This is a genomic window from Ruegeria sp. (assembly GCF_965221235.1).
Taxonomy (GTDB): Bacteria; Pseudomonadota; Alphaproteobacteria; order Rhodobacterales; family Rhodobacteraceae; genus Ruegeria.
In genome coordinates this window covers 1,322,374-1,348,693 of the sequence record NZ_CBDCRS010000004.1, presented here as the reverse complement: position 1 = coordinate 1,348,693, position 26,320 = coordinate 1,322,374, and the positions used below count along the sequence as shown (strand labels likewise).

Sequence of the window (26,320 nt, the reverse complement as noted above, 5' to 3'; positions counted from 1 at the left end):
CGTGCGCCAAGGTGCAATCAGAGCAACAGGGCGACGCAAAGGAAGATCAGCGGAATCAAGCCGGTGTCGCGATTGGCACGAAACAGTTGCAGCAGCTTCGCGTTGTCCTCGGTATCCAGTCCGCGCAATTGCCATGCCATATGCCACCCCATCGCCCACGGCCCGGTCAGTGCCACGACCAGAGCCATGACCGACGCTTGCGTTGTTACCGCGTCGATAATGGCCAACCCCATCAGGGCGACCGTGGCGACGAGGAAGTATTTCAGCCAGCGTGCGGTGTCGGTGCCAAACAGACGGGCGGTGGATTTGATGCCGATCAGCTCATCATCTTCGGTGTCCTGATGGGCGTAAATCGTGTCGTAGAACAGGGTCCATGCGATCCCCGCCAGATAGAGCGTGATCGCAGGCACGCCGACCGTGCCGGTATGTGCGGCCCATGCCAGCAGAATGCCCCAGTTAAAGGCCAGCCCCAGAAACACCTGCGGCCACCAGGTGAACCGTTTAGCATAGGGATAGATTGCCACCGGCAACAGCGACAGAACCCCCATGGCGATGGCGGCCTGATTGAAGCTGAGCAGAATGCCCAGCGCCAGCAGACATTGCAGCCCCATCCAGGTCACCGCCTGCTTTACACTGACCTGACCGGACGGCAGAGGCCGCGACCGGGTGCGTTCGACCTGCCCGTCAAAATCCCGGTCTGTGATGTCGTTCCACGTACAGCCCGCGCCGCGCATCAGGAAGGCTCCGATGGCGCAGCCGATGGCGATCCACAGATCCTCCCACCTCGGATTGCCGTCGCTCAGGATGGCCAGCGCCAGACCCCACCAGCAGGGAATCAGCAGCAGCCACGTGCCGATAGGCCGGTCAGCGCGGGAAAGCCTCAGATAAGGGCGTGCAAATGCGGGTGCGTATGTGTCGACCCAGTTGCCACTGACCGCATCGGCGACCTGACCGTCTGGTGTTGGGGCGTTGCCTTGCATATGTAACGTCTCATGAGTGCAAAGATCAGACTGTATGTAGAGCACCCTCTGGGTCCGGGGCAATCGGTAGATTTGACGCGCGAGCAGGCGCATTACCTGTTCGGCGTCATGCGTCTGGCCGTGGGCGGGCATGTGGCCCTGTTCAATGGACGGGACGGCGAGTGGTTGGCCGAGGTGGCTGAGGCCGGCAAGCGCGGCGGTGTTCTGACCTGCGTCGAGCAGACCAAGCCGTTGCAACTGCCGCCCGATCTGTGGTTCCTGTTCGCGCCGATCAAAAAGGCCCGTACCGATTTCATCGTTGAAAAGGCGGCAGAAATGGGCGCGGCGCGGATCATGCCCGTGCAGACCGAGTTCACCAATTCCGAACGCATCCGGCAGGACCGGTTGCAGGCTCATGCGGTTGAGGCTGCCGAGCAATGCGGCGGTACGTTCGTCCCCGAGGTCTCCGACCTGCAACGGCTCGACCGGGTTCCGGACGGGTGGCCCGAAGATCGCCAACTGATGTTCTGCAACGAGGCCGAGGTCGGCTCGGCCCTGCGCCTTGCAGCCAATGAAACGGGCCAGCCCTGGGCCATTCTGATCGGCCCCGAGGGCGGGTTTTCCGACCGCGAGCGCGCCCGGCTGACCGGCTTGCCTTTTGCGCATGTGGTTAGCCTCGGCCCGCGCATCCTGCGCGCCGACACGGCGGCAGTAGCGGCGCTGACCATGTGGCAGCAGGCGCTGGGGGATTGGTCGTGACGTGGCGCGCAGCGCAGGACGCGGATGTCTCAAAGATCGACGCGTTCCTGTCGCAGCATATCCAGACCTCGATGTTTCCACTGGCCAATCTGCGCGATCACGGCCTGAACGCGACGCACCCACGTGCGTTGAATGTGTGGCTGTTGGAAGACGCGCCTCGCGCCCTGTTCTCGATCACCAACGAGGGCATGGTTCTGCCGCAATGCCCCGATTGTTCCGACGCTGAACTTGCAGGCGCGGTTGAATTGATTCGTGGCCGCAAGCTGTTTGGCCTCGCTGCCGAAGCCACTCAGGCCCGACGGATCATGCGGCTGGCCGGGTGGGAGGGTCGCCCCGCGACACTGAACAGCGATGAACCCGGATTCACGCTGAATCTGGACCAGCTGGTTGTACCAGATACGTCCGGTGCGACGCTTGTTCCGCTGGGCGCGATTGGTCGGGCGGTGACGGAAAGCTGGCGGCGAGACTATCTGATCGAAGCCATGGATTTCGACCCCGAGCGGGCCGAGAAACAGGCTGGAGAGGACTATGTCTCTTATACGGCGCGCGATTCTCACCGGGTCCTGTTGTTCGATGGCGCGCCTGTGGCGATGACGGGCTTTAACGCCCGTCTGCCCGAAACTGTCCAGATCGGCGGTGTCTACACGCCGCCGGACCTGCGCGGTCGCGGCTATGGCCGTCTGGCGGTTGCGCTGCATCTGATCGAGGCGCGCAATGCCGGTGCGCAACGCGCTGTTCTGTTCGCGGCTTCCGATTCTGCTGCGCGTGCCTATATCGGAATCGGATTTCAACCGGCGGGGCAGTATTCTCTGGTCCTGTTCACAAACCCCGAGGATACGGCATGAGTTTCATCCGACCCGAAGCCAAACTGACGATGTGGCGCTGGCGCGAGGTGCTGGTGGCGACGGCGGTCCTGCTCGTGGGTCTTAGCTGGATCAGTGGTCCCGGAGGGTTGTTGGGCTGGCTGGGCTGGGTGCTGGTCGTGGTCTCGGTGGCGCTTGCGGTCATTGGTATCCAACGTGCCCGCTTCCGCACTGGCGCGGGTGGCCCCGGTGTCGTGACCATCGACGAGGGGCAGATCACCTATCTGGGTGCGCTGGACGGCGGCATGGTGGCCGCGCGTGAAATCGAACGGCTGGCGCTGGACCCGACCTCATCACCTGCGCATTGGGTGTTGGAGCAACCGGGGCAACCTGTGCTTCACATTCCTGTGAATGCTGAAGGGGCCGAGGCATTGTTCGATGTCTTCTCGGCTCTTCCGGGGCTGAAAACAGAACAAATGCTGGCCGAACTGAACGGGGGGTCACCACATCCGGTGGTCATCTGGGAGCGTACGCCGATGCGGCCTGCCCATCTCAGGCTGCATTGACACTGGCGCGGTTTGCCCCCACGACTGACCAACTAGACAGACACATCAGGATCGGAGCACGGTTCATGTCCATCCCCCAGTCCGGCGGCGGACCGATCGAACGCCATGAGCAACTGGCCGAATATCTGGAATCGGGCTGCAAGCCCAAGCAGGATTGGCGCATCGGCACCGAACATGAGAAGTTCGGCTATTGCAAAGACACCCTGAAACCGCTGCCGTTCGAGGGCACCCGTTCAATCGTGGCCGTACTCGAAGGGCTGCGCGACCGCCATGGCTGGGCCGAAGTGCGCGAAGCTGGCAAGCTGATCGGTCTGGAGAAAGATGGCGCGAATGTCAGCCTCGAACCCGGTGGCGCTCTGGAGTTGTCGGGGGCTCCGCTGGAGACCATCCACGAAACCTGCGACGAGGTGAACACCCACCTGCGCGAGGTGAAGGACATCGCCGACGAAATCGGTGTGGGTTTCATCGGTCTGGGCGCGGCCCCGATCTGGACCCATGAAGAGATGCCGCTGATGCCCAAGGGCCGTTACCGGCTGATGAACGACTATATGGAGAAGGTCGGCACCATGGGTCGCGCCATGATGCGGCGGACCTGTACGGTTCAGGTCAATATTGATTTCGGGTCAGAGGCCGACATGGTGCAGAAACTGCGCGTGGCGCTGGCACTGCAACCTGTGGCGACGGCGCTGTTCGCAAATTCTCCGTTCTTCGAGGGTAAGGTGAACGGCCAGAAAAGCTGGCGCAGCTATATCTGGCGGCATCTGGATGATGCCCGCACCGGCATGCTGCCTTTCGTGTTCGAAGAAGGCTTCGGGTTCGAGCGCTACGTGCAATACGCGCTCGATGTGCCGATGTATTTCGTCTATCGCAACGGCGAATATATCAACGCGCTGGGCATGTCCTTCCGCGACTTCTTGCAAGGCAAACTGCCCGCCCTGCCGGGGGAAACGCCGACCCTGTCCGATTGGGCCGATCACCTGACCACCGCTTTCCCCGAAGCGCGAATCAAGAAGTTCATGGAGATGCGTGGCGCTGACGGAGGCCCGTGGCGCCGCCTGTGCGCTCTGCCTGCCTTCTGGGTCGGCCTGACCTACGATCAGGGCGCGCTGGATGCGGCCTGGGATCTGGTCAAAGGCTGGGACGCAGAGACCCGTGAATCTCTACGGATCGAGGCCGCCAAAGACGGGCTGCAAGCGCAGGTCGGCAACATCAACATGCACGATCTGGCGCGTGAGGTGGTCGCGATCTCTGAGGCCGGTCTGAAATCCCGCGCCTTTCCCGGTGCCGGAGGTCTGGTTCCGGATGAGACTCATTTCCTGAACGCCCTGAAAGACAGCATCGAAACCGGCAAGGTGCCAGCCGATGAGCTGCTGGATCACTACAATGGCGATTGGAAGGGCGATCTGACGCGGGTTTTCCCGGAATACAGTTACTGATTTACCAATTCGTCCAGATTTGGTGGCCCGGTCTGGCATTCGGGCGCTAAAAGCAATAACCGAGACAGATGCAGCCCTAGGTTGCGTCTTTTGTGATGGCGCATAGGTGGTGTGAAATATGCCTGCGCTATGCCATCGAGTTTACACGAAAAAATAGAGACCCGAGTTAATGGCACGTATCAGCGAACTACATTATTCTGACGCATATGCAGCCACCACGGGGGTCAATGAATTTGTCGAAGTCGCTTTGACATCGGCGGAAAATCTGAACCCCGGGAACTTTACGGTTTCGTTTTATCAGGCGAATGGGGATGTCGGGCTTGAGGTCTCGCTGGATCAGGTGCTGGCCCTGACGAACCCATCTGTCCCCGTTCAGCAGGATCCGGACAACAACGAGTTCGTCTATGTCATTTCGGCGGATGATTTCAATTTTCTGATTACCGACCCGGACAGTGGCAACCCGATAGTTTATGAAGGGATCGCCCTTACAGATACCTCGACCGTTCCCAACACAGTAATTGATTTCTACGACATTGGCGGTGGCACGACAGGTATCATTGCCAACGGCGGTGCAGCCGATGGGGCGGTGTCCACCAACTTGCCCGTTCTCGCGGGGCCGAACGCGACAACAACTACACTGCAATTCAATCAGCCGGACCCAGACACTCTTACTTTTGAAGATGTTAACGCAGGCGACAGCGGTGCAGCTTGTTTTACCGCCGGTACGTTAGTCGATACACCGACCGGCCCGCTCGCGATTGAGGAGCTGCGACCGGGGGATCTGGTTTTCACCATCGACAACGGCGCGCTGCCCGTGCGTTGGATCGGAGAGCGCACGGTGTCGGGGCGCGGTTCTCTGGCTCCGATCCGTATCAGCGCGGGTGCGCTGGGGGCACGGCGGGATTTATTGGTATCACCGCAGCACAGGATTTTGATCTCTGGCTGGCAGTCGGAATTGATGTTTGCCGAGGATGAAGTTCTGGTTCCCGCCAAGATGCTTGCGAATGGCTCGACGGTGAAACAGGTGCCGTGCGACAGTGTGACATACGTGCATATCCTGTTTGATCGGCACCAGCTGCTTCGGACCTCTGGCCTGATTTCCGAAAGTTTCTTCCCGGGGCAGGAAGGTTTGGTTGGGCTGGCCGAGAGAACTGCGGAAGAGGTGTACGCGTTGTTCCCTGAACTTCGCCTCAGGCCTGATGCCTACGGTGCCTTTGCGCGTCCGGTACGTCAGGACAAGACAGTGAGATTGCTGCGCGCGGCCTGACCAAGACGGCGCGACCCCCTCTTGCTTTCGCGGACTGCTGTGATAGCAGGACCTGAACAGAATTCAGGGGCCACGGTCAGGAAGCGTCATGGACGATCTTAAGGCAAAATATCTCGGCCAAATCGCCGAAGCAGGCGACGAAAACGCGCTTGAGGCGATCCGCGTTGCCGCTGTCGGTAAAAAAGGCGAGGTCGCGCTGAAGATGCGCGAGCTGGGTAAAATGACGCCCGAAGAGCGTCAGGTCGCAGGCCCCGCGCTGAACGCCCTGAAGGATGAGATCAACTCGGCGCTGTCCGCGAAAAAGGCCGCGCTGGCCGATGCAGCACTTGATGAGCGTCTGCGCACCGAATGGCTGGACGTCACTCTGCCGACCCGCGCGCGCCGTCAGGGCTCGATCCACCCGGTCAGTCAGGCGACCGAGGAACTGACCGCGATCTTTGCCGAACTTGGCTTCTCGGTGGCCGAAGGGCCACGGATCGAGACCGATTGGCACAACTTTGACGCCCTGAACATCCCCGGCCACCACCCCGCGCGCGCTGAAATGGACACGTTCTACATGCACCGCGCCGAGGGTGATAACCGCCCGCCGCATGTGCTGCGGACGCATACCTCGCCGGTGCAGATTCGTTCGATGGAGAAACAGGGCGCGCCGATCCGCGTGATTTGTCCGGGTGGTGTGTACCGCGCCGACTATGACCAGACCCATACGCCAATGTTCCATCAGGTTGAGGGGCTGGCGATTGATAAAGACATCTCGATGGCAAACCTGAAATGGGTTCTGGAAGAGTTCGTGAAGGCCTTCTTCGAGGTCGACGATGTCGAACTGCGCTTCCGCGCCTCGCACTTTCCCTTCACCGAGCCGTCGGCCGAGGTCGATATCCGCTGTTCCTGGGACAACGGTCAGCTGAAGATCGGCGAGGGCGACGACTGGATGGAGATTCTGGGCTCGGGCATGGTCCACCCCAAGGTGATAGCCGCCGGTGGGATTGATCCCGAGGTCTATCAGGGCTTTGCCTTCGGCATCGGGATCGATCGCCTGGCGATGCTGAAATACGGCATTCCGGATTTGCGGGCGTTCTTTGATTCCGATCTGCGCTGGCTGCGGCACTATGGGTTTGCGGCTCTGGATATGCCGAACCTGCATGGTGGTTTGTCGCGGTGAATTTGGAAGCGTTGCTCTTAGCGTTTGTTACCTTTTGGCTCGGTATTGTAGCTTATTTGGTTCAAAAGCATTTTGATCGACGCGAACAAATCAGAGCACGGCATTTTGAGATCTATATCGAAATGCTCGAAGCGATATGCGAGTTGGCAAATGCGCACAGTCTTGGAGGCATCGGAAAGGAAGATGCGCTTTCGAAGTATGCAACAGCAAAGATGAAGTTTGCGGTCGTCGCCTCAGATGAGACCATGAAGAAGTTTGTCGCTTTTGATAAGCGAATTTCATCGGGCGTTAGGGTCCCCCATGAGGAATTCGATGATTTGCTTTCAAAGCTGATGAAGGCGATCCGAAAGGAAAACCTTGGTGAGACCATTGTCACCAATGAAGAACTGATAACTGTTACGCCGTACGGTCGTTCCCTTCGTGATGAATAGCTCAAGCTAAAAGCGCGGAGCAAAGGCCGATAGGCCGCCGCGCCATCGCCAGACCGCCCGCACGGGCTGGCGATTTGTCTCCGGCAGCGCACCGATCGAACAGCGCGCGGATTTGGCCTCCACAAAAAGCGCCCAACACAACCCTTGGATCGCCACCCCGCGGTCTGGCGATGGCGCGGCTTGTTACAGGTTCCCACAGGGTTGTGACGTGACATGGCGCGCGGGCCGGGTAGGGTCGGGCGCATGATCTATCGACTGCTTTGCTTCTTCCTGCTGACCGCGACCCCTGCCTTTGCCATGGGGCCGTGGAACACCGAATGCCATGGCGATACGGCCTGCGAGGTCGGCGACCGCTCGTACCATGTGCTGGAGCCCGAGGGCTGGGATGGTGAAACGCCTCTGCCGGTGCTGCTGCACTTCCACGGCTGGGCGCGGCAGGGGACTGTGGTGGTCAACCACGAACGTATCGCAGGCGCGACCAAGCTGCGCGGCGTGCTGCTGGTGGCCCCGAACGGGTTGGGCAAAAGCTGGGATTTCTGGACCTCGGACACAGGCGACGTGTCCTTTGCCGACCGGGTGCTGGAGGATGTCGCCAAGCGCTATCCGATTGACCCGGACCGCATCTATGTCTCGGGCTATTCCTTCGGCGGTGCGATGGCGTGGCGCTATGTTTGCCAGTCGGGCAATGATATCGCCGCCCTGCTGGCCGTTGCGGGCAGCATTCGCCAGACCGAGGATTGCCCCGAAGGCCCGCGCGAGGCGCGCCATGTGCACGGCCTCAGCGATACGGTGATGGATTTTCCCTATGGCGCGAATGGTGACACGACCTATCCGGTGGCGCTGTGGCGGGAAAAGTACAACTGTAACGGAGCCACCCCCCGCGGCGATTGGAGCGTGGTACCGATCCTGACCCTCAGCCGGGTGGAATGGACCGATTGCGCGCAGGGGCAGGTGGTGCTGGACACCCATCCGGGCGGGCATTTCATCCCCCACGGCTGGATCGGGCGGCAATTGGACGAGCTTTTGGGCCGTACCCCAACCTATCCGTAACACGCAGCGCTTGCGCAGCAGCGCCCGCTTTGTCACTGCTGGCACGTGTTTGTCAAAAGAGGTCGCGCCATGAAACTCCTTCTACCCATCGCGCTTGTGCTTGCGTCAGCCCCGGCCTTTGCCCGCGACAGCTATCCGCCCGTTGATGTGCTGTTGCAGACCGAAACCTCGGTCATCGGCGAACCGCTGGTCTATCCCGAAGGCACGCCGCAGATCACCATGGCCATCGTCACCATGCAGCCGGGCCAGAAAACCGGCGTTCATCGCCATGATGCGCCGCTGGCAGCCTATGTGCTTGAAGGTGAGATTACAGTGGATTACGGCGAGGCGGGTGTCCGGGTGTATAGGGAAGGCGACGCGCTGGTTGAGGCTTTCCGCTCACCTCATGCGGGTGAGAATACCGGCGACGCGATCGCCCGGATACTGGCGGTATTTGTCGGATCGGACACGGTTGCCAACACGGTGGCCGAAGAGTAGGGGCGGGTGCCCCACGCACCCTCTTTCCCCTCTGCGCATTATCCGGTAAACGCGGTCTGACCCGAGATTTACTGGCGGAAACCGACCGATGAAATTCACTCTTTCCTGGCTGAAAGACCACCTCGATACTGATGCTTCGGTTGATGAGATTGCTGAAGCGCTGACCGATCTTGGCCTTGAGGTCGAAGAGATCGTGAACCCGGCGGACCGGTTGAAGGGCTTTACGCTGGGCCATGTGAAACACGCTGAGAAGCACCCGGACGCCGACAAGCTGCGCGTCTGCACGGTTGCGACCGATGAAGGTGATTTGCAGATCATCTGCGGTGCGCCGAACGCGCGCGAAGGTATCACCGTCGTGGTCTGCAAACCGGGCATGTATATCCCCGGTCTGGACCTGACCATCAGCGTCGGCAAGATCCGCGGTGTTGAGAGCTATGGCATGATGGCGTCCGAGCGTGAGCTGGAGCTGTCGGATGAGCATGACGGCATCATCGAGCTGCCCTCGGGCGAGGTTGGCGATGCGTTCGTCGATTGGCTGGCCGAGAACGATCCTTCCAAGATCGACCCGATGATCGAAATCGCGATCACGCCGAACCGTCCCGATGCGCTGGGCGTCGAAGGCATCGCGCGCGATTTGGCCGCGCGTGGCATCGGCACGCTGAAACAGCGCGACTATGCGCCGGTGCCGGGTGATTTCGACAGCCCGATCAAGGTGACGATTGACGACGACACGCTGGATGGCGCGCCGCATTTCACCGGTCGTCTGATCAAGGGCGTCAAGAATGGACCCAGCCCGCAGTGGTTGCAGGATCAGTTGAAGGCAATTGGTCTGCGTCCGATCTCGGCTTTGGTGGATATCACCAACTATATGACCTTCGATCGCAACCGCCCGCTGCACGTGTTCGATGCGGATAAGGTGCAGGGCAACCTGCGCGTTCATCGCGCCAAAGGCGGCGAAAAGCTGGTTGCGCTGGACGAGAAGGAATACACCCTGCAACCCGGCATGATGGTGATTTCGGACGACAAGGGTCCCGAGTCCATCGCCGGTATCATGGGTGGCGAAGAGACCGGCTGTACCGAAGAGACTGTGAATGTCTTCCTCGAAAGTGCGTTCTGGGATCATGTGCAAATCGCTCTGACCGGGCGTGCGCTGAAGATCAACTCGGACGCGCGTTACCGCTTCGAACGTGGAGTAGACCCGGAATACACGCTGGAAGGGCTTGAACAGGCGACGCAGATGATCCTTGATATTTGCGGCGGTGAGGTCTCCAAGGTGGTTGAGGCCGGGAAGGCCCCGAACCACGCGCGGGCCTACAAGCTGGATGCCGAGCGTGTGCAGTCGCTGGTCGGGATGGATATCCCCGAAAGCGAGCAGCGTCAGACCCTGACCCGTCTGGGTTTCCGTCTGGAAGGCGAGATGGCGCATGTGCCGAGCTGGCGTCCTGATATCATGGGTGAGGCCGATCTGGTGGAAGAGGTCGCGCGGATTGCGTCGCTGACCAAGCTGCAAGGCAAACCGCTGCCGCGTGTGACCGATGGTATCCCTAAGGCGGTGATGACGCCGACTCAACGCCGCCAGTCGATGGCGCGTCGGACCTGTGCTGCGCTGGGCTACAACGAATGCGTTTCTTATACTTTCATTGATCAGGCCGCAGCAGCTCTGTTCGGTGGTGGCGACGAAGCGACCCAACTTGAAAACCCGATCTCTTCGGAAATGAGCCATATGCGCCCCGACCTGCTGCCCGGTCTGTTGCAGGCGGCCGCCCGTAATCAGGCGCGCGGTTACGTGGATGTCGCGCTGTTCGAGGTTGGCCCTGTCTTCCATGACGGCGAGCCCGGCGACCAGAAAACCCAGATCACCGGCCTGCTGGTCGGACGCGATGGGCCGAAGGATGTGCATGGCGCGTCCCGCCCGGTCGACGTGTTCGACGTCAAGGCAGATGCCGAGGCTGTACTGGCTGCAATTGGTGCACCCGCCAAGGTGCAGATCCTGCGCGACGGCGACGCATGGTGGCATCCGGGTCGTCATGGCAAGATCTGTCTTGGGCCGAAAAAGGTTCTGGGCGTGTTCGGCGAGCTGCACCCGCGCATCCTGCAAGCGATGGACATCAAAGGCCCGGCTATGGCGTTCACCATCTGGCCGGACGAGGTGCCCTTGCCGCGTAAGTCCGGTGCCACACGCGCCGCGCTGGAACTGCGCGATCTGCAATCGGTCGAGCGCGACTTTGCCTTTGTCGTCGATGAGGGCGTTGAGGCGCTGACGCTGGTGAATGCAGCAGCCGGTGCCGACAAGGCGTTGATCGAAGACGTGCGCGTCTTTGACGAATTCATCGGCGGCAGCTTGGGTGAGGGCAAGAAATCTCTGGCCATCACCGTGCGCCTGCAACCGACGGACACGACGCTGAAGGAAAAAGACATCGAAGCGGTGGCCGAGAAGATCATCGCCAAGGTCACTAGGGCCACGGGCGGTGTTCTTCGCGGCTGAACTCATTATCATCTGGTTCAAAAGCGCGCCTTCGGGCGCGTTTTTTATTTCGACAGGAAGTCGGCCAGAAGATCAAACACCAAGCGGATGCGACGGCTGGTGTGTAGCTCGCGATGGGTGGTCAGCCAGATCGGGAAGGTAAGCGGCTCCATCTCTGGTAAAACGCGTTCCATGCCGGGGGTTGCATCTCCTACCGCTTGGGACATGGGCGCGATGCCAAAGCCCTGCCTGGCATATTCCCAGGATACAATTCCGTTTTGCGAACTCAGTCGGAAATTGCCGTCTGTCAGGGGAATGCCAAGCGGTTTCAGATAGGCAATCATTCTGTCCGTATCGCCGAAGCTGATGAATTCATACTGCGACAACGCTCGTATGGATTTGGGCCGTCCGACACGGTTCAGATACTCAGTGGCGGCATAGAAATGACCGGGTGCGTCCTGAATCAGTTTGGCAATCAGCTCGGGTTGATCCGGTCGGACGTGCCGGATCGCGATGTCAGCCTCGCGTCGCATCAGGTCGCGAATGTCATTCGAGGCGATTACGTCGATCTTCAATCGCGGAGCCTGCGCCCTAATCTCGCGCAGCAGATCCGGAAGAACATAGGCTGACATCACATCGCTTGCAGTGATCCGAACCCGTCCTTCGATGGAATTTGCCTGTCCCGAAGCGGTCAATGCGATACGATTGGCAGCTTCGCCCATCGTTCGGGTATGGTCCAGTAACTCTATCCCCGCCTGCGTCATTTCCAATGTACGTCCAACGCGTTCAAAGAGCATCACGCCAAGATCACCCTCAAGCGCTGCGATCTGGCGGCTGAGGGTTGGCTGCGTCTGGCCCAATTGTCGGGCCGCAGCCGAGAATGAGCCAGTTTCAGCTGTCGCAAGAAAGGCGCGGATGTGATTCCAGTCGAATTCGCCGAGATCATTCATGCAAATATGTATAAGTGATCTGCAAATTTCGGCAATTTATATCCGATCCGCGCATGAGTAGTTTCCCCGCAAAGGAGATCCCTTATGACCACGGCTGCAGAATTCTGGGATGGTATCGCCGAGAAGTACTCGCGCAATCCAATCCGCGACATGGAATCGTATGAATATACTTTGGGTCGAACCCAGTCCTACCTGTCCAAACAGGACAATATTCTTGAGCTTGGCTGTGGAACGGGATCAACCGCGTTGTTGCTTGCACCCTCGGTCACACATGTCACGGCCAGTGACTTTTCCGAAGCCATGTTGGGTATCGGTCGGGCTAAAGCACAGTCAGAAGGGATCGAGAATATCTCTTTCAGAACCATAGATATCACCAAGCCAGAAGCTGGGCAGACCTTTGACGCCGTACTTGGCTTCAACCTGTTTCATCTGGTTCCAGATATCGATGCAGTCTTTGCCGATATTCATGCGAGGCTGGCGCCAGGCGGTTTGTTCATCTCCAAGACGCCGTGCCTGTCCGAGGGCGGACTGGGATTGAAGTTTGGGCTTATGAAACTCATGCTTCCGGTGATGCAGCTGTTCGGCAAAGCGCCTTATGTCAATCTGTTTGACGTTCAAACTTTGGAGACCGCAGTTATCCGAGCCGGGTTTGATGTAATCGAAAGCGGCAACCATCCGGCAAAACCACCATCGCGGTATCTGGTGGCGCGAAGTAAATAGGTTTCATCAGCGGTTTCTTCTAACTCCGCATTGGGCTTCGCGCTTTCACGCCTTAAGTAGGGCCTGAACAATTGCGGAGGAAGTCATGGGCCTGAAAGTCTATTTGTCAGGGGAAATCCACACCGACTGGCGCGAGCAGATCATCGACGGCGCGCAGGGGTTGGATATCACCTTCAACAGCCCGGTCACCGATCACGATGCCAGCGACGATTGCGGCGTGGCCATTTTGGGGGCGGAACCCAACAAATACTGGCATGACCATAAAGGGGCGATGGTGAACGCGATCCGCACCCGCAAAGGTATTTCTGATGCTGATGTGGTCGTCGTTCGATTTGGAGAGAAATACAAACAGTGGAACGCAGCCTTTGACGCGGGCTATGCGGCGGCACTGGGTAAATCGCTGATCGTTTTGCACGGGCCTGATCACCAACACGCACTGAAAGAGGTGGATGCGGCTGCGCTGGCCGTGGCGGAAGAACCGCGTCAGGTGGTCGAAGTTCTGCGCTATGTGCTGACCGGTAAGCTGCCGGGCTAAGAACAAAGGGCTTGCGACCATGTGTGGCCGCAAGCCCTGCTTTACAATTTGTGTGGGGTTCAGTCCCTCGCGGGCGTCACCAGACCTTTTTGAACGGCGGGACGTTCGAGGAACCGGTTTAGATAGGCCACGACATTGGCTTGATCGTCCCAGCCGACCAAATCTTTCGCTTCGTAAAAGTCCAGACCACGCAACCAGGGTGCGATTGCCATGTCGGCAATCGAATACTCTCCGGCGACCCAGTCCTGACCCTCAAGCTGCTGATTCAGCACGTTCAGCAGACGCTTGGCTTCGTTGACATAGCGCTCGCGGGGGCGGGGGTCTTCGATTTCGCTGCCAGCGAATTTGTGGAAAAAGCCAAGCTGCCCGAACATTGGGCCGAGGCCACCCATCTGGAACATCAGCCACTGGGTGATGCGGTGCTTGTCGGATGCGGTCTGTCCTATGAATTGCCCCGTCTTTTCCCCCAGATACAGCAGGATCGCACCGCTTTCAAACAGGCCAATTGGCTCTCCGTCCGGGCCATTGGGGTCGATGATTGCGGGAATCTTGTTGTTGGGGTTCAGTGACAGGAACTCGGGGCTTTTGACATCGGCATCGGCCAGAGTGACCTTGTGGGCCTCGTACGGCAGGCCAGTTTCCTCAAGCATGATCGAGGCTTTGACGCCGTTGGGTGTGGGGTAGGAATAGAGTTGAATACGGTCCGGGAACTGCGCAGGCCAGCGGTTCATGATCGGGTGCGATTTGGTGTCCAGCATGGGGGGCTCCTGTTTGGATATCTCCAGAAGTTAGGGTGTGGTGGGCCATCTTGTAAGCCCCCATGCCTGTGCGTTTGGGGGCAGCTTGTGTTTGCAGGTGAACAACGGGGAAAACCGGCGCAACTCGCACCTAGACCAAAGGGCGATTTTAGCTCACAATTTGGTGAATCCCGCGCGAAAGACGCGGGTTTCTTGTTGGATAAAGGAGTTGCGCGTGGATGAGGTCGTAACACAGGTGGGTGCTTTTGCCCCGCTGATCATGAATGCGGTCAAGGCCCTGATCGTTCTGATCCTGGGTTGGATCGTTGCCGGGGCTATCGCGGGCATGGTCCGTCGCCGGATCAATGCGACGCCGCAGATTGACCCGACACTGGGTAATTTTGTGGCCAGTCTGGTCAAATGGGTCATCCTGGCGATGGTTCTGGTCGCTGTTTTGGGGATCTTCGGGATCGAGGCCACCAGTATCGTCGCCATTCTGGGTGCCGCGTCGCTGGCAATCGGTCTGGCGCTGCAGGGGACACTCAGCGATTTGGCGGCCGGTGTCATGCTGGTGGTGTTCCGGCCGTATAAGCTGGGCCAGTACGTGGATATTGGCGGCACGGCGGGGACTGTGAAGGACCTGAACCTGTTCACGACCGAATTGGTGACACCGGACAATGTGCAGATCATCGTACCGAACGGACAGGCTTGGGGTACTGTGATTACCAACTACTCGGCGCACGACACGCGCCGCGTCGATCTGGTGTTTGGTATCGACTATGGCGACAGCGCTGACGAGGCGATGAAAATCATTCTGGACGTGGCCAAGGCGGATGAGCGGATTCACAGCGATCCCGAGCCCTGGGTGCGCGTCACCAATCTGGGCGACAGTTCGGTCGATCTGACCGCCCGTCTATGGTGTGCGGCAGCGGATTACTGGGATGTGAAATTCGAGGTCACCAAAGCGGTGAAAGAGGCGTTCGACGCCAAAGGCGTGTCGATCCCATACCCACATTCGGTCGAAATCCACAAAGAGGCATAAGCCTCCCGCCCGTCGATCGGGCATTAAAATGCCCTTCTCCGGTTGGGCCCGGCGCCGCGCTGATCGCGCGGCGCCGTTTCTTTTGCGCAACTGTCGGCACAAAGTCCAACCGCGCCGCGCCGCAGGTGCGGCGCCCGGCCCAACGCTGTAAACGCCCTCGTCAGAGGGCGCTTTCAGGGGCGGGAGAGCCTCAGGACTTGATCACCACGTTGGGCGAAACCACGTCGATTCCCAGTGCTTTGCCAACTGCGTAGTAGGTCAGCTGTCCAGCATGCACGTTGAGACCGGCCAACAGATGCGGGTCGTCCTGGCATGCCTGCTTCCAGCCTTTTTCCGCCAGCGCCAGCATGAACGGCATTGTCGCGTTGCCAAGCGCGATGGTCGAAGTGCGCGCGACCGCACCCGGCATGTTGGCGACGCAGTAATGCATGATGCCGTCGACCTCATAGATCGGGTCGGCATGGGTGGTCGCCTTCGACGTTTCGAAACAGCCGCCCTGATCAATCGCCACATCCACCAGAACTGCGCCGGGTTTCATCGTCGAAAGCTGCGCGCGGGTAACCAGTTTCGGAGCTGCCGCACCGGGGATCAAAACCGCGCCGATCACCATATCGGCGTCCTGGATCAGTTCGGCGGTCGCACCAGCCGTCGAGTACTGGTTCTTGAAATGGCCACCGAATACGTCATCCAGATAGCGCAGCCGTGGCAGCGAGCGGTCCAGCACAGTGACATCCGCGCCCATACCTGCCGCGATCTTTGCAGCATGGGTGCCAACCACGCCGCCGCCGATTACGACGACTTTCGCGGGTCCAACACCGGGCACGCCGCCCATCAGAACGCCGCGTCCGCCATTGGCCTTTTGCAGCGTCCACGATCCGACCTGAGGGGCCAGACGGCCTGCAACCTCAGACATCGGTGCCAGCAAAGGCAAGCCGCCGCTTGCATCGGTTACGGTTTCATACGCGATGGCAGTACAACCCGATTCCAGCAGGTCATGCGTCTGATCCGGGTCCGGCGCGAGGTGCAGATAGGTGAACAGCAGCTGACCTTCACGCAGCATTTTGCGCTCGATGGCCTGCGGTTCCTTGACCTTGACGATCATGTCAGCGGTGGCAAACACCTCTTCCGCCGTGTCCACGATCCGGGCACCGGCAGCGACGTATGCGTCGTTGTCAAAACCCGCGCCGATTCCTGCATTGGTTTCGATGATAACCTCATGACCGCGCGCAACAGCTTCCTGCGCTGCATTGGGGGTCATACCGACACGGAATTCCTGGGGTTTGATTTCCTTGGGGCAACCGATCTTCATTTTGCTCCTCCATTCATAAGCTGCTTAAATAATGTGCAATTCAGAGCGCAATTTCTGTGAAACTCTGCCTGTGGATGGGCTTTTTTTTGGGAGTATTTCCGATATATTGCCAAAATCTTGCAAAGGAATTGCGTGAATGAGCCTCGACACGACAGATAAAAAGATTCTGGCTGCCCTCCAGCGCGATGGCCGGATGTCGAACGCTGAACTGTCCGAGAAGGTGAATCTGTCACCCTCGGCGTGCCACCGGCGGGTGCAGCGGCTTGAGGCGGATGGGTATATTCGCAACTATGTGGCGCTGTTGGACGCGCGCAAGATGAACGTGCCGACAACGGTGTTTGTCGAGATCACGTTGCAAGGGCAGGCAGAAGAGTTGCTGGATGCGTTTGAAAAGGCCGTAGCCCGTATCCCGGATGTATTGGAATGCCACCTGATGGCCGGAACGGCGGATTACATCCTGAAAGTTGTCGCCGAAAACACCGAGGACTTCGCCCGCATCCACCGCCAATATCTGTCGCGGCTGCCGGGGGTGGCGCAGATGCAAAGCTCATTCGCTTTGCGTACCGTGTTCAAGACCACGGCGCTGCCGGTGTGAGGCTCAGGCGGGGCCGGGATAGGTGAACAGGGCCAGATGCAGGGCGTTGAACCCGAAATGGACCAGAACCGGCACCCACAGACGCCCAGTCGCGTAATATCCCAAACCGCAAGCCGCCCCGAGGATCGAGGCAAATATCACCAGTGCCGGGCCGCCCGCGGCATGGGCCAGACCGAACAGCAGGCTGGCTGCAACAACACCTAATGCGACACCGATCTTGGAGGTCAGGGCGGATTGCAGATAGCCGCGAAAAAAGGCCTCTTCCGTCAGGCAAGTCAGAAACAGGTTCGACAGGACAAAGATCAGCCACCAATGCGGCAGTGTGATTTCGGGCCGGACTGCGCCCGTGGCAACTCCGACCCCGAACAGGGCAGGCAAGATCGCAAGGCCAGCCAGTAAAGGCACGATCCGTGTTGGCCTCGCGTTTTGGATCATACTGGGCCAGGCCAGAAGAACAGCAAATAAAACCAGCGGCTTGTCCAGATTGAGGTGCATCGAAAACGCCGCGCTGTTAGGTCCGGCCTGCACCTGGTCCAGCACCAGCAGGTTGTAAAACCCGGTGATCAGATGCGCCCCAAGCGCCAGCGACCACAAGATGAGGACGGCGTGACCTGCAAGCGCCGCCGCGCCACTAAGGTGCCGCAATCCGGCCGCACCCAGCAGGCCAGCCCCAACAATCAGACCGGCCAGCGGTGTCACCAGCCCAAGGATCAATGCGGTTGTTGCAAAAAGGGCCAGCAGCAAAAGACCCAGCCTCTGACGGCCCGATACCGCGCTGGTTTGTGCGGCGATCAGGATGAGCCATGGCCAAGTTACAGGCAGCAGGGACAGGAAATGCGCCAAAGTCGCCTCATGGAAATTACGGTGTCATTGATGCCGCCGAAATGAGTGTATTGGCAAGCGATCTTGGGCGGGACCGCTGTCAAACCGTTGGCAATGCGTCAATTCTGACGCTTGTATCCGGCAGCCATTGGGGCCAAATTCAAAGCGAGGCCGAACCCCCTTGTGATCCCGCCCTGACCTTGGACGCTTTGTTTTCCCTGAGGCGGGGCTGTCATCAATTTTTCCGGTGACATCTCGTGGTTACACGCGCGCAGTACGGTCCGGACCCGTTAGACGATAAGGATAAGATCTTGGCTTACGAAAACAACGATGCCCCCAAGGACTGGCTGGAAGCCGAGTTGGAAGACACGCTGGACGAAGATTTCGAGATTGAGTTCAGCGAACCCATGCTCTCGATGGAAGTCCGCAAGATCTACAAGGATCAGCATCCCGACATGCTGGACCGCAAGGTCTATTTCCGCAATCTGCTGCGCCTTCAGGCTGAGCTGATCAAAGTGCAGGACTGGGTGCAGCATACCGGGGCCAAGGTCTGCATTCTGTTCGAAGGCCGCGACAGTGCAGGCAAAGGGGGCGTGATCAAACGGATCACCCAGCGCTTGAACCCGCGGGTGGCCCGCGTGGTTGCCCTGCCTGCGCCCAGCCGCCGGGAGCAGAGCCAGTGGTATTTCCAGCGCTACGTCCCACATCTGCCCGCGGCGGGTGAGATCGTGTTCTTTGACCGCTCTTGGTACAACCGCGCCGGGGTGGAACGGGTGATGGGCTTTGCCAATGAAGATCAGGTCGAGCAGTTCTTTCAGGACGTTCCCGAATTTGAACGGATGCTGGTGCGATCAGGGATCATCCTGCTGAAATACTGGTTCTCGATTACGGATGAGGAGCAGCAGCTGCGATTCCTCATGCGCATTCACGACCCGATGAAGCAGTGGAAATTGTCGCCGATGGATCTGGAATCCCGCATTCGCTGGGAGGCGTATACCAAGGCCAAGGAAGATATGTTCTTCCGCACCAACATCCCCGAGGCGCCGTGGTACATCGTTGAGGGCAACGACAAGAAACGCGAACGCCTGAACTGTATCGAGCATTTGCTGACCAAGATCCCATACACCGACGTGCCGCAGGAAAAGGTCGACCTGCCGGACCGTCGGTACAACCCGGACTACGAACGCCGCGTTCTTCCGGATGAGCTGCACGTGCCCAAGATCTACTGATCAATTGCAAATGCCCCCGAAGCCGGGGGCATTTTTGTTTTAGGTCTGCGGAATCCCGACTAGACGAAGTCCATCATGCAGCCGCCACCGAAATCGACGGTTTCAATGATTTCGTCCATTGGGTCAGTGTTTTCGCCTGCATCATCTTCGGTCGCGGGCGGAGTGTCATCGTAGAGATCGTCGGTCAGCAGAAAATCATCTTCATCCTCATCCGCAAGCTCGGCGATGTCCATTTTGAAGTCATCGACCAGCTCCAGAAAGCCATTCACGAAGTCTTCAATCGCTGCCAGGAAGGCCTGAACGTCAAAATGTTCGCTGTCCGGTTCGTCGGTCTCGGTGACGTCGGTATTCGGAGTTTCCTCACTGGGTTCATCGGTTTCGGTGACATCGGTGTCTGGAGTTTCCTCACCGGGTTCGTCGGTTTCGGTGACATCGGTGTCCGGGGTTTCGTCACCTGGTTCGTCAGTTTCTGTGACGTCTGTGTCCGGGGTTTCCTCACCGGGTTCATCGGTTTCTGTGACATCGGTATCCGGAGTTTCCTCACCGGGCTCGTCGGTTTCTGTGACATCGGTATCCGGAGTTTCCTCACCGGGCTCGTCGGTTTCTGTGACGTCGGTATCCGGAGTTTCCTCACCCGGCTCGTCGGTCTCGGTGACGTCTGTGTCCGGCAATTCCGGGTCGGTCGCCGGGGTCGCAGGAGTTTCCTCGTCCAGGTCGTCGACATCATCAACAACCGGGGTCGGCGCAGGTGGGGTTGGGGCAGCGCCGGTGTCCAGCATCACCTCGGCGTCGGTTGCCGCAAAGTTCTGCGTGACCATGACAGCATCCCAGCCGTTGTAGTCGCCTTCTTCGATGCCAATACCGATATAGCGGAAATCCGGGTTCAGGATGTTTGCGCGGTGGCCCGGGCTGTTCATTAGGCTCTGATGCAGCTGTTCGACATCATCGCTGGCCCCCTCAGCACCGCGTTCGGATTGCCAGGCGATGTTTTCACCCGACCGCCAGCTGCCGGTGAAATCAAACCCGGCATCCCGCATGCGTTCAGTTGCGCTTGAGCCGCCCTCACCCGTATGGCTGAACGTATCCGTTCCCAGCATCCAGGCGCTGTGGTCCTCGGACGAGGCGTTCAGCTGTGTTTCCAGCTGTAGCGGGACCAGCCCGCGGGACACGCGCTCTTCGTTGATTAGCGCCAGCATTTCTTGCTCGATTGTACTTGCAGTCGACATGGTAGCCTCCGTTTTGGTGTGTCGTCTGTTGAGACGGGGCCAGTTACAGGGGGCGTTGAACCGACGGGTAGAGGGGGCGGAATTTCAGGCGAGTTTTGGCAGGCGCGCGCTACCGATACGGGATTCGCTGCGCTGTAAAACGCCGGGCAAAATGTTGCTGAGTCGGATTTAGCAGCTTGCCGCCGAAGGCCGGGGTCGATTCGGCGAATTACAACCGGTGCTAGAAACGACAAACCCCCGGGCGGGGCCTCGGGGGTCGTCAAATAGTGCCATCCAAAGCTGGACGAGCGTCAGGTGCTTAGAGCAAACCTTCGCGCTGTGCTTTCTTACGTGCCAGTTTACGGGCACGACGGATCGCTTCAGCCTTCTCGCGCGCTTTTTTCTCGGACGGTTTCTCGAAATGTTGCTTCAGCTTCATTTCACGGAACACGCCTTCGCGCTGCAGCTTTTTCTTCAGGGCACGAAGCGCCTGATCGACGTTATTGTCGCGAACACTAACCTGCATGTGGTTGTCACCACCTTTCTAGATAGAGTTGCAAGGAAATTGCAGGAGTTGGCCGTATAGCAAAGCCGGTCTATCTTGTCTAGTACTGGCCCCGAGAACCGGAGAACCGCCATGACTGTCACCTATGAAGATGCAAAACAACAGCTTTTGGACGCGATCCTGATCCACGTGCCCTTTGATGGCTGGTCCGAGGCCGGCTTTCGTGCAGCGATCACCGATTGCGATCTGGATGACGGTTTGGCGCGTGCGATCTGCCCCCGCGGCGCGGTTGATCTGGCGCTGGCGTTTCATGCGCGCGGCGATGCCGAGATGGTGGAGCGCCTGAAATCCACCGATCTGAGCGAGCTGAAATTCCGCGACCGCGTGGCCGCTGCCGTCCGGTTCCGGCTTGAGGCCGTGTCGGACAAGGAACTGGTGCGCCGGGGGATGACGCTGTTTTCTCTGCCGACCCATGCGGCAGATGGGGCCAAGGCGTTGTGGCAAACCTGCGATCTGATCTGGGACACGCTGGGCGACACCTCGGACGATGTGAACTGGTACACCAAACGCGCGACCTTGTCGGGGGTCTATTCCTCGACCCTGCTGTTCTGGCTGGGCGATGATTCTCCGGACCACCAGAAGACGTGGGAGTTTCTGGACCGCCGCATCGACAATGTGATGCAGTTCGAGAAACTCAAGGCGCAGGTAAATGGCAATCCGTTGTTCAAACCGTTCCTGACGGTACCGAACTGGTTCGCCAAGCAGGTGAAGCCCCCGATGAAGATGCGGGCCGATCTGCCGGGGATGCTGAACCCGCGCAAGTAAGCGTCTGGGCCTTTCGATTTTTGCCTGCTAGGCATTGGGCAAAGGAGATTTGCCCATGACCCAGATGATGCGCGCAGTTGAGATCACCAAACCCGGTGGTCCGGATGTTCTGCAATTGACCGAACGCCCCGTGCCTGACCCTGAGGCCGGGCAGGTGGTGCTCAAAGTGGCTTACGCTGGCGTGAATCGCCCGGACGCATTGCAGCGGGCAGGGGCTTATGATCCGCCTCCGGGTGCCAGCGATCTGCCGGGCCTGGAAGCATCGGGTGAGGTCGTGGCTATCGGTGCGGGTGTCGAAGGGCTGTCGGTTGGCGATCAGGTCTGCGCCTTATTGCCGGGTGGAGGGTACGCGGAATACGTCGCAACCCCGGCCGCGCATTGTCTTCCGGTTCCGGCTGGCATGGGGATGAAAGAGGCGGCGTGTCTGCCCGAAACCTTCTTTACCGTCTGGTCCAACGTCTTTACCCGCGGTGGGTTGAAAGCGGGTGAGCGGTTTCTGGTCCATGGCGGCTCCAGCGGGATCGGGACTACGGCGATCCAATTGGCGAATGCTTTTGGCGCGCGGGTGTTTGCGACCGCCGGATCGGCCGAGAAATGTGAGGCCTGTGTCCGGCTGGGCGCTGAAAAGGCGATCAACTACCGGGATGAGGATTTCGTGGCCACCATGCGGGCCGAAGGTGGCGCGAACCTGATCCTCGATATGGTGGGCGGCGACTATATTCCGCGCAACGTCAAAGCACTGGCCGAGGATGGCCGCCTTGTGCAGATCGCCTTCCTGCAAGGGCCGAAGGTCGAGCTAAACTTTGCCATGATGATGGTCAAACGTCTGACCCTGACGGGCAGCACTCTTCGTCCGCAAAGCGATCTGGCCAAGGCGAAGATTGCGCAAGACCTGCGTGAGGCGGTCTGGCCGTTGCTGGAGGCCGGGAAGGTTGCCCCCGTCATGGACAGCGAGTTCGATCTGGCAGAGGCGTCAGCGGCGCATGCACGGATGGAAAGATCTGGCCATATTGGCAAGATCGTCCTGAAGGTCGCCGGTTAACTCAAGTGCGCAGGGTCAGCCCCGCGCCAGCCTGTCAGGCGACCGCCCGGCGGTACAGGTGCCATGTGGCGTGGCCCAGTACCGGCATCACCACAATTAGCCCCAGCAGCATCGGAATCGACCCGATAACCAGCAGCGCGGCAACGATGAAACCCCAAGCCAGAATGACGCCGGGATTGTGTCGCAGCACCCGAACCGAGGTCACAACCGCCACCGGCAGCCCCACTTTGCGGTCCAGCAGCAGCGGAAAGCTGACCACGCTGATCGCCAGCGCGACCAAGGCAAACAGGAACCCGACTGCATTGCCGAAGATGATCATCGTCCAACCCGCGCCAGTGGTGAAGACTTGCGTCACAAATGCGCTCAAGGACATGGGCAGATCAGGGCCTAGTGTATGGACATAGATGCTCTGTGCGACCATCAGCCAGATCAACAGCCACATGACCAGATAAAAGCCCAGCATCAGAATCGCTCCGAATGAGGGCGAGCGGAACACGCCGAACGCATCCAGCCAGTGGGCGTCACCACCCTGTTCGCGTTTCCGGCTGATTTCGTACAGCCCAACTGCTGCAATCGGGCCGATTAGGGCAAAGCCCATGATCAGTGGCGCCAGCAGCGGCACCATGTTGCGGTTCAGGCCAAATCCGAACATCAGCAACCCCGCGATGGGGTAGATCAGCACGATGAATATGGCATCGGCCCGCGTTTCCAGAAAATCGTTATACCCCGCCCGCAAACAGGCCCTGAGGTCCTGCATCGTCAGCGTTTGAACCACCGGCAGATGTCTCGTGTCCGAGCTGCCGATGCGGTTGACGCTTTCTGCAATGTGATCGCCGGTCGCGCCGATGTTCCGGGCGGCCCAACTGATCGGATTTCCAATCGTTTTCGCCATCATAATCCCCTCCCGTAGCGTATCTGCGCAGCAGGGTGGATCCGGCAACCGTTGCCCGTGGCCGGACCATCCGGCAACGCCCGAGAGACAGTATAGCACATTTTTTCACCTTGCGGTTGCGTGATGCGAAATTGTGCCGATTGCCCTTATTTTCAGGCGTGTTAGCTTGGCGTCAGGCAACAGGAGGTCAGCATGCAGCAAACGGCAAGAACCGTCGTCATCCATGAACACGGCGGCCCCGAAGTTCTGAGGATCGAAGACCAGCCTTTGGGCGATCCCGGCCCCGGAGAGGTGCGCATTCGCCACCGGGCCTGCGGGCTGAATTTCATTGACGTCTATCAGCGCGACGGTTTGTATCCGATGGACCTGCCGCATGCGCTGGGCATGGAGGCCGCAGGCGTCATCGAGGCCGTAGGCGAGGGTGTGACACATCTGAAACCCGGCCAGCGCGCCGCTTACGCCACCGCGCCCGCCGGAGCCTATTGCGAGGCGCGGGTGATGCCCGCCGCTCAGGTCTGTCCTTTGCCGGAAGGGATTTCTTTTGACACAGCCGCAGCGATGATGCTCAAGGGGATGACGGTCGAATACCTGTTTCATCGCACCACGCCTTTGAAACGCGGCGATACGGTGCTGTTTCATGCCGCCGCTGGGGGCGTGGGTCTGATTGCCTGCCAATGGGCCAAGTCCGAAGGGATCAGATTGATTGGTACCGCCGGAACGGATGAGAAATGCAGCCTGGCGCAGTTCAACGGCGCGGCCCATTGCATCAACTACCGAACCCAGAACTTTGCCGAACGTGTAGCCGAGATTACCGGCGGCAAGGGCGTCGATGTCGTGATGGACTCGATTGGCGCGGATACGTTCAACGGGTCGCTGGATTGCCTGAAGCCGCTGGGGATGATGATTTCGTTCGGAAATGCCTCGGGGCCGGTGCCACTGATGGATCTTGGTATGCTGGCCAAGAAAGGCTCGCTCAAAATCACCCGGCCGACACTGTTCACGCATGTCGCCGATCACGCGGTCTGTCAGGCCATGGCGCGGCGTTTGTTCAACAAGGTCGAAGGCGGAGAGGTCAAGATCCATATCGACCAGCGTTTCCCGCTGGATCAGGTGGCCGATGCGCACCGGGCGTTGGAAGCGCGCCAGACCACCGGTAGCACAGTTCTGGAACTGTAAAACCAAAAAGGACCCGGCCTTTCAAAGCCGGGTCCCAATTTGCGATTTCGGTCTATCAGAACCGATAGGTCGCGCGGAACTGAAGGGTGGTCGCGTCCACGTCAATTCCGCTTGAGTTGAAGTTGTCGAACTCGTGGTACAGCAGTTCGCCGCCGATGCTGACATTCGGGGCAACGATCTGCTCGTAACCCGCGCCGATGAACCAGCCATCATCGCTGCCAAGGCTGTTGGTTCCGGCCTCGGCATAACCGCCAATGCCGTACAGCAGCCCCTGTGGAGACACTTTGTAGCCAGCCCGCGCCTTGAGGCGCCAGACGTCCTCGACATCAACGCCGGGGGTCAGTTCGATGTCGCTCCAGTCATAGTCGAAACCGCCGCCAACAACCCAGTCGCCCAGATCGTAGTCATAGCCCAGAACGATACCGCCGATCGTGCCGCTGCCATCCACGCCGGACACATTGGTGTCGATATCGGCATACCCCAGTTGCAAACCGCCGTAGAAGCCGGTCCAGTTGCCCGAAGACTGCGCCATGGCAGCCCCAGCCGTAAAAGTTGCGATCACAGAGGCGAGAAGAACTTTACCTGTCATAGTCATTCCTTTCGTCGGAAATGGTCTTTGGCAGACCCGTGCTGCCCGTTTGATTGTATTGTTCACTACGGCCCGGCCTGACGACCGGATCACAGTTTGTTCATACATTCCGACCCGAAAAGAGGTGCCGTGGGTTCAATCCCGGCCACCAGCCCGTGACAACGGGCGTGTTGTTTCCTGAAGAGGTAAGTTCGCGAAAAGGTTGTTTCAAACGACAATCGGCGGCAGATCACTCTGCCGCCGATCTTCAAGCTTTTGTCAGCGAATTATTGCTGCAGCTCTGCCGGAGTTTTGTCGGCAATGGTTTCCCAGTTGGTGCTGGCCTGCTCGATAAAGCCGGGGATGTCGCCTTCCCAGCGTTCCTGAATGTCCTGCGACAGGTTCAGGTACAGCTTGTTGTCGACGATTTTCCAGTAGGTCGGGTCGCCGTCAAACTTGAAGCCCATCGCCGCGCCGAATGCGCAGTAGCCGCCATATGCGGGCAGGTAGGCTTCGGGGTTCTCTTCAAACGCGGCTTTGTTTTCTTCGTTGGCAAAGCGATACAGCGCGTCGTTGTGCAGTGTGGTGATGCGGTAATCGCCTTTGGTCGGCTCGCCGGCGGTGAAATAGGCTACCGGGTCGTAACCCTGCATCGCCAGACCGGTCGAGCTTGCGTTCAGCTCAACGCCAGCGGCCAGAGCCGAGCTTGCGATAGCAACAGACAGCGCGACGCCGCCGATGATGGATTTGAACTTGTTCATGGTTTTCACCTTTCGTGAAAGAGACTGTCCTAT

General features: G+C 59.3%; 28 protein-coding genes. 18 read left to right on the top strand and 10 right to left on the bottom strand.

The annotated features are described in order from the left end of the window. Positions 1 to 17: 17 nt before the first annotated feature. Entirely contained in the window at positions 18 to 980 is a 963-nt protein-coding gene (gene ubiA, locus ACOQOY_RS09855; RefSeq protein WP_420585264.1) for a 4-hydroxybenzoate octaprenyltransferase, read from the bottom strand. Between the two features lie 12 nt (positions 981 to 992). On the opposite strand from ubiA, the gene ACOQOY_RS09850 reads away from it, so the two are divergent. The 10 genes from ACOQOY_RS09850 to pheT all read left to right on the top strand — a co-directional run bounded on the left by ACOQOY_RS09850 (position 993) and on the right by pheT (position 11,395). Continuing rightward, entirely contained in the window at positions 993 to 1,718 is a 726-nt protein-coding gene (locus ACOQOY_RS09850) for a 16S rRNA (uracil(1498)-N(3))-methyltransferase (RefSeq protein ID WP_420585263.1), read from the top strand. After that, on the top strand, positions 1,715 to 2,563 hold the full coding sequence (locus tag ACOQOY_RS09845; protein WP_420585262.1) for a GNAT family N-acetyltransferase: 849 nt from the start codon (positions 1,715 to 1,717) through the stop codon (positions 2,561 to 2,563). The genes ACOQOY_RS09850 and ACOQOY_RS09845 overlap by 4 nt, the downstream gene beginning before the upstream one ends. Further along, entirely contained in the window at positions 2,560 to 3,087 is a 528-nt protein-coding gene (locus ACOQOY_RS09840) for a hypothetical protein (RefSeq protein ID WP_420585261.1), read from the top strand. The genes ACOQOY_RS09845 and ACOQOY_RS09840 overlap by 4 nt, the downstream gene beginning before the upstream one ends. A gap of 65 nt (positions 3,088 to 3,152) precedes the next feature. After that, on the top strand, positions 3,153 to 4,523 hold the full coding sequence (locus ACOQOY_RS09835) for a glutamate--cysteine ligase (RefSeq protein ID WP_420585260.1): 1,371 nt from the start codon (positions 3,153 to 3,155) through the stop codon (positions 4,521 to 4,523). A 169-nt stretch (positions 4,524 to 4,692) separates the two neighbouring features. After that, on the top strand, positions 4,693 to 5,790 hold the full coding sequence (locus tag ACOQOY_RS09830) for a Hint domain-containing protein (protein ID WP_420585259.1): 1,098 nt from the start codon (positions 4,693 to 4,695) through the stop codon (positions 5,788 to 5,790). Positions 5,791 to 5,878: 88 nt separating this feature from the next. Beyond that, positions 5,879 to 6,952: a phenylalanine--tRNA ligase subunit alpha gene (gene pheS / locus ACOQOY_RS09825; RefSeq protein WP_171635078.1), complete on the top strand. Its 1,074-nt coding sequence runs from the start codon at positions 5,879 to 5,881 to the stop codon at positions 6,950 to 6,952. Continuing rightward, a complete protein-coding gene (locus ACOQOY_RS09820) occupies positions 6,949 to 7,383 on the top strand; it encodes a hypothetical protein (protein WP_420585258.1) in 435 nt (144 codons plus the stop codon). The genes pheS and ACOQOY_RS09820 overlap by 4 nt, the downstream gene beginning before the upstream one ends. A 243-nt stretch (positions 7,384 to 7,626) precedes the next feature. Then, on the top strand, positions 7,627 to 8,433 hold the full coding sequence (locus ACOQOY_RS09815; protein WP_420585257.1) for an alpha/beta hydrolase family esterase: 807 nt from the start codon (positions 7,627 to 7,629) through the stop codon (positions 8,431 to 8,433). A gap of 69 nt (positions 8,434 to 8,502) precedes the next feature. Then, positions 8,503 to 8,910, top strand: coding sequence for a cupin domain-containing protein (locus ACOQOY_RS09810; protein ID WP_420585256.1), 408 nt, complete (start codon positions 8,503 to 8,505; stop codon positions 8,908 to 8,910). Between the two features lie 88 nt (positions 8,911 to 8,998). Further along, a complete protein-coding gene (pheT, locus tag ACOQOY_RS09805; protein WP_420585255.1) occupies positions 8,999 to 11,395 on the top strand; it encodes a phenylalanine--tRNA ligase subunit beta in 2,397 nt (798 codons plus the stop codon). A gap of 44 nt (positions 11,396 to 11,439) precedes the next feature. Here pheT and ACOQOY_RS09800 read toward each other — a convergent pair whose 3' ends face one another. After that, complete coding sequence (locus tag ACOQOY_RS09800) at positions 11,440 to 12,324, bottom strand: LysR family transcriptional regulator (protein ID WP_420585254.1); 885 nt, start codon at positions 12,322 to 12,324, stop codon at positions 11,440 to 11,442. 84 nt (positions 12,325 to 12,408) lie between these two features. On the opposite strand from ACOQOY_RS09800, the gene ACOQOY_RS09795 reads away from it, so the two are divergent. Next, entirely contained in the window at positions 12,409 to 13,044 is a 636-nt protein-coding gene (locus ACOQOY_RS09795) for a class I SAM-dependent methyltransferase (RefSeq protein WP_420585253.1), read from the top strand. Positions 13,045 to 13,129: 85 nt separating this feature from the next. After that, positions 13,130 to 13,579, top strand: coding sequence for a YtoQ family protein (locus tag ACOQOY_RS09790; protein WP_420585252.1), 450 nt, complete (start codon positions 13,130 to 13,132; stop codon positions 13,577 to 13,579). A 59-nt stretch (positions 13,580 to 13,638) separates the two neighbouring features. Here the strand turns inward: ACOQOY_RS09790 and ACOQOY_RS09785 are convergent, their stop codons facing one another. Further along, entirely contained in the window at positions 13,639 to 14,337 is a 699-nt protein-coding gene (locus ACOQOY_RS09785; protein WP_420585251.1) for a glutathione S-transferase family protein, read from the bottom strand. A 259-nt stretch (positions 14,338 to 14,596) separates the two neighbouring features. Here ACOQOY_RS09785 and ACOQOY_RS09780 point away from each other — a divergent pair, with 259 nt between their 5' ends. After that, positions 14,597 to 15,358, top strand: a complete 762-nt coding sequence (locus ACOQOY_RS09780; protein ID WP_420587230.1) for a mechanosensitive ion channel family protein — start codon at positions 14,597 to 14,599, stop codon at positions 15,356 to 15,358. 190 nt (positions 15,359 to 15,548) lie between these two features. On the opposite strand, the gene ald is transcribed toward ACOQOY_RS09780, so the two are convergent. Then, on the bottom strand, positions 15,549 to 16,667 hold the full coding sequence (gene ald, locus ACOQOY_RS09775) for an alanine dehydrogenase (protein ID WP_420585250.1): 1,119 nt from the start codon (positions 16,665 to 16,667) through the stop codon (positions 15,549 to 15,551). A gap of 136 nt (positions 16,668 to 16,803) precedes the next feature. Between ald and ACOQOY_RS09770 the strand changes: the two genes are divergently transcribed. Then, positions 16,804 to 17,262 (top strand): Lrp/AsnC family transcriptional regulator, encoded by a 459-nt coding sequence (locus ACOQOY_RS09770; RefSeq protein ID WP_420585249.1) that lies wholly within the window; start codon positions 16,804 to 16,806, stop codon positions 17,260 to 17,262. A gap of 3 nt (positions 17,263 to 17,265) precedes the next feature. Here the strand turns inward: ACOQOY_RS09770 and ACOQOY_RS09765 are convergent, their stop codons facing one another. Next, a complete protein-coding gene (locus ACOQOY_RS09765) occupies positions 17,266 to 18,105 on the bottom strand; it encodes a CPBP family intramembrane glutamic endopeptidase (protein ID WP_420585248.1) in 840 nt (279 codons plus the stop codon). Positions 18,106 to 18,395: 290 nt separating this feature from the next. Between ACOQOY_RS09765 and ppk2 the strand changes: the two genes are divergently transcribed. Next, positions 18,396 to 19,313 (top strand): polyphosphate kinase 2, encoded by a 918-nt coding sequence (gene ppk2, locus ACOQOY_RS09760; RefSeq protein WP_420585247.1) that lies wholly within the window; start codon positions 18,396 to 18,398, stop codon positions 19,311 to 19,313. 59 nt (positions 19,314 to 19,372) lie between these two features. Here ppk2 and ACOQOY_RS09755 read toward each other — a convergent pair whose 3' ends face one another. Together ACOQOY_RS09755 and rpsU are read right to left on the bottom strand one after the other, a co-directional pair. Further along, positions 19,373 to 20,539: a CAP domain-containing protein gene (locus ACOQOY_RS09755; RefSeq protein WP_420585246.1), complete on the bottom strand. Its 1,167-nt coding sequence runs from the start codon at positions 20,537 to 20,539 to the stop codon at positions 19,373 to 19,375. Between the two features lie 298 nt (positions 20,540 to 20,837). Beyond that, positions 20,838 to 21,044: a 30S ribosomal protein S21 gene (rpsU, locus tag ACOQOY_RS09750; RefSeq protein ID WP_005614280.1), complete on the bottom strand. Its 207-nt coding sequence runs from the start codon at positions 21,042 to 21,044 to the stop codon at positions 20,838 to 20,840. A 111-nt stretch (positions 21,045 to 21,155) separates the two neighbouring features. Here rpsU and ACOQOY_RS09745 point away from each other — a divergent pair, with 111 nt between their 5' ends. Both ACOQOY_RS09745 and ACOQOY_RS09740 read left to right on the top strand, forming a co-directional pair. Continuing rightward, entirely contained in the window at positions 21,156 to 21,848 is a 693-nt protein-coding gene (locus ACOQOY_RS09745) for a COQ9 family protein (RefSeq protein ID WP_420585245.1), read from the top strand. A gap of 55 nt (positions 21,849 to 21,903) precedes the next feature. Continuing rightward, positions 21,904 to 22,890: an NAD(P)H-quinone oxidoreductase gene (locus ACOQOY_RS09740; protein ID WP_420585244.1), complete on the top strand. Its 987-nt coding sequence runs from the start codon at positions 21,904 to 21,906 to the stop codon at positions 22,888 to 22,890. 34 nt (positions 22,891 to 22,924) lie between these two features. Here ACOQOY_RS09740 and ACOQOY_RS09735 read toward each other — a convergent pair whose 3' ends face one another. Then, positions 22,925 to 23,782, bottom strand: a complete 858-nt coding sequence (locus ACOQOY_RS09735) for a DUF2189 domain-containing protein (RefSeq protein WP_420587229.1) — start codon at positions 23,780 to 23,782, stop codon at positions 22,925 to 22,927. Positions 23,783 to 23,974: 192 nt separating this feature from the next. Between ACOQOY_RS09735 and ACOQOY_RS09730 the strand changes: the two genes are divergently transcribed. Beyond that, a complete protein-coding gene (locus ACOQOY_RS09730; RefSeq protein ID WP_420585243.1) occupies positions 23,975 to 24,958 on the top strand; it encodes a quinone oxidoreductase family protein in 984 nt (327 codons plus the stop codon). A 55-nt stretch (positions 24,959 to 25,013) separates the two neighbouring features. Here the strand turns inward: ACOQOY_RS09730 and ACOQOY_RS09725 are convergent, their stop codons facing one another. Together ACOQOY_RS09725 and ACOQOY_RS09720 are read right to left on the bottom strand one after the other, a co-directional pair. Next, a complete protein-coding gene (locus ACOQOY_RS09725) occupies positions 25,014 to 25,547 on the bottom strand; it encodes an outer membrane protein (protein ID WP_420585242.1) in 534 nt (177 codons plus the stop codon). A gap of 266 nt (positions 25,548 to 25,813) precedes the next feature. Beyond that, positions 25,814 to 26,287 (bottom strand): YHS domain-containing (seleno)protein, encoded by a 474-nt coding sequence (locus ACOQOY_RS09720; RefSeq protein ID WP_239339124.1) that lies wholly within the window; start codon positions 26,285 to 26,287, stop codon positions 25,814 to 25,816. Positions 26,288 to 26,320 lie beyond the last annotated feature (33 nt).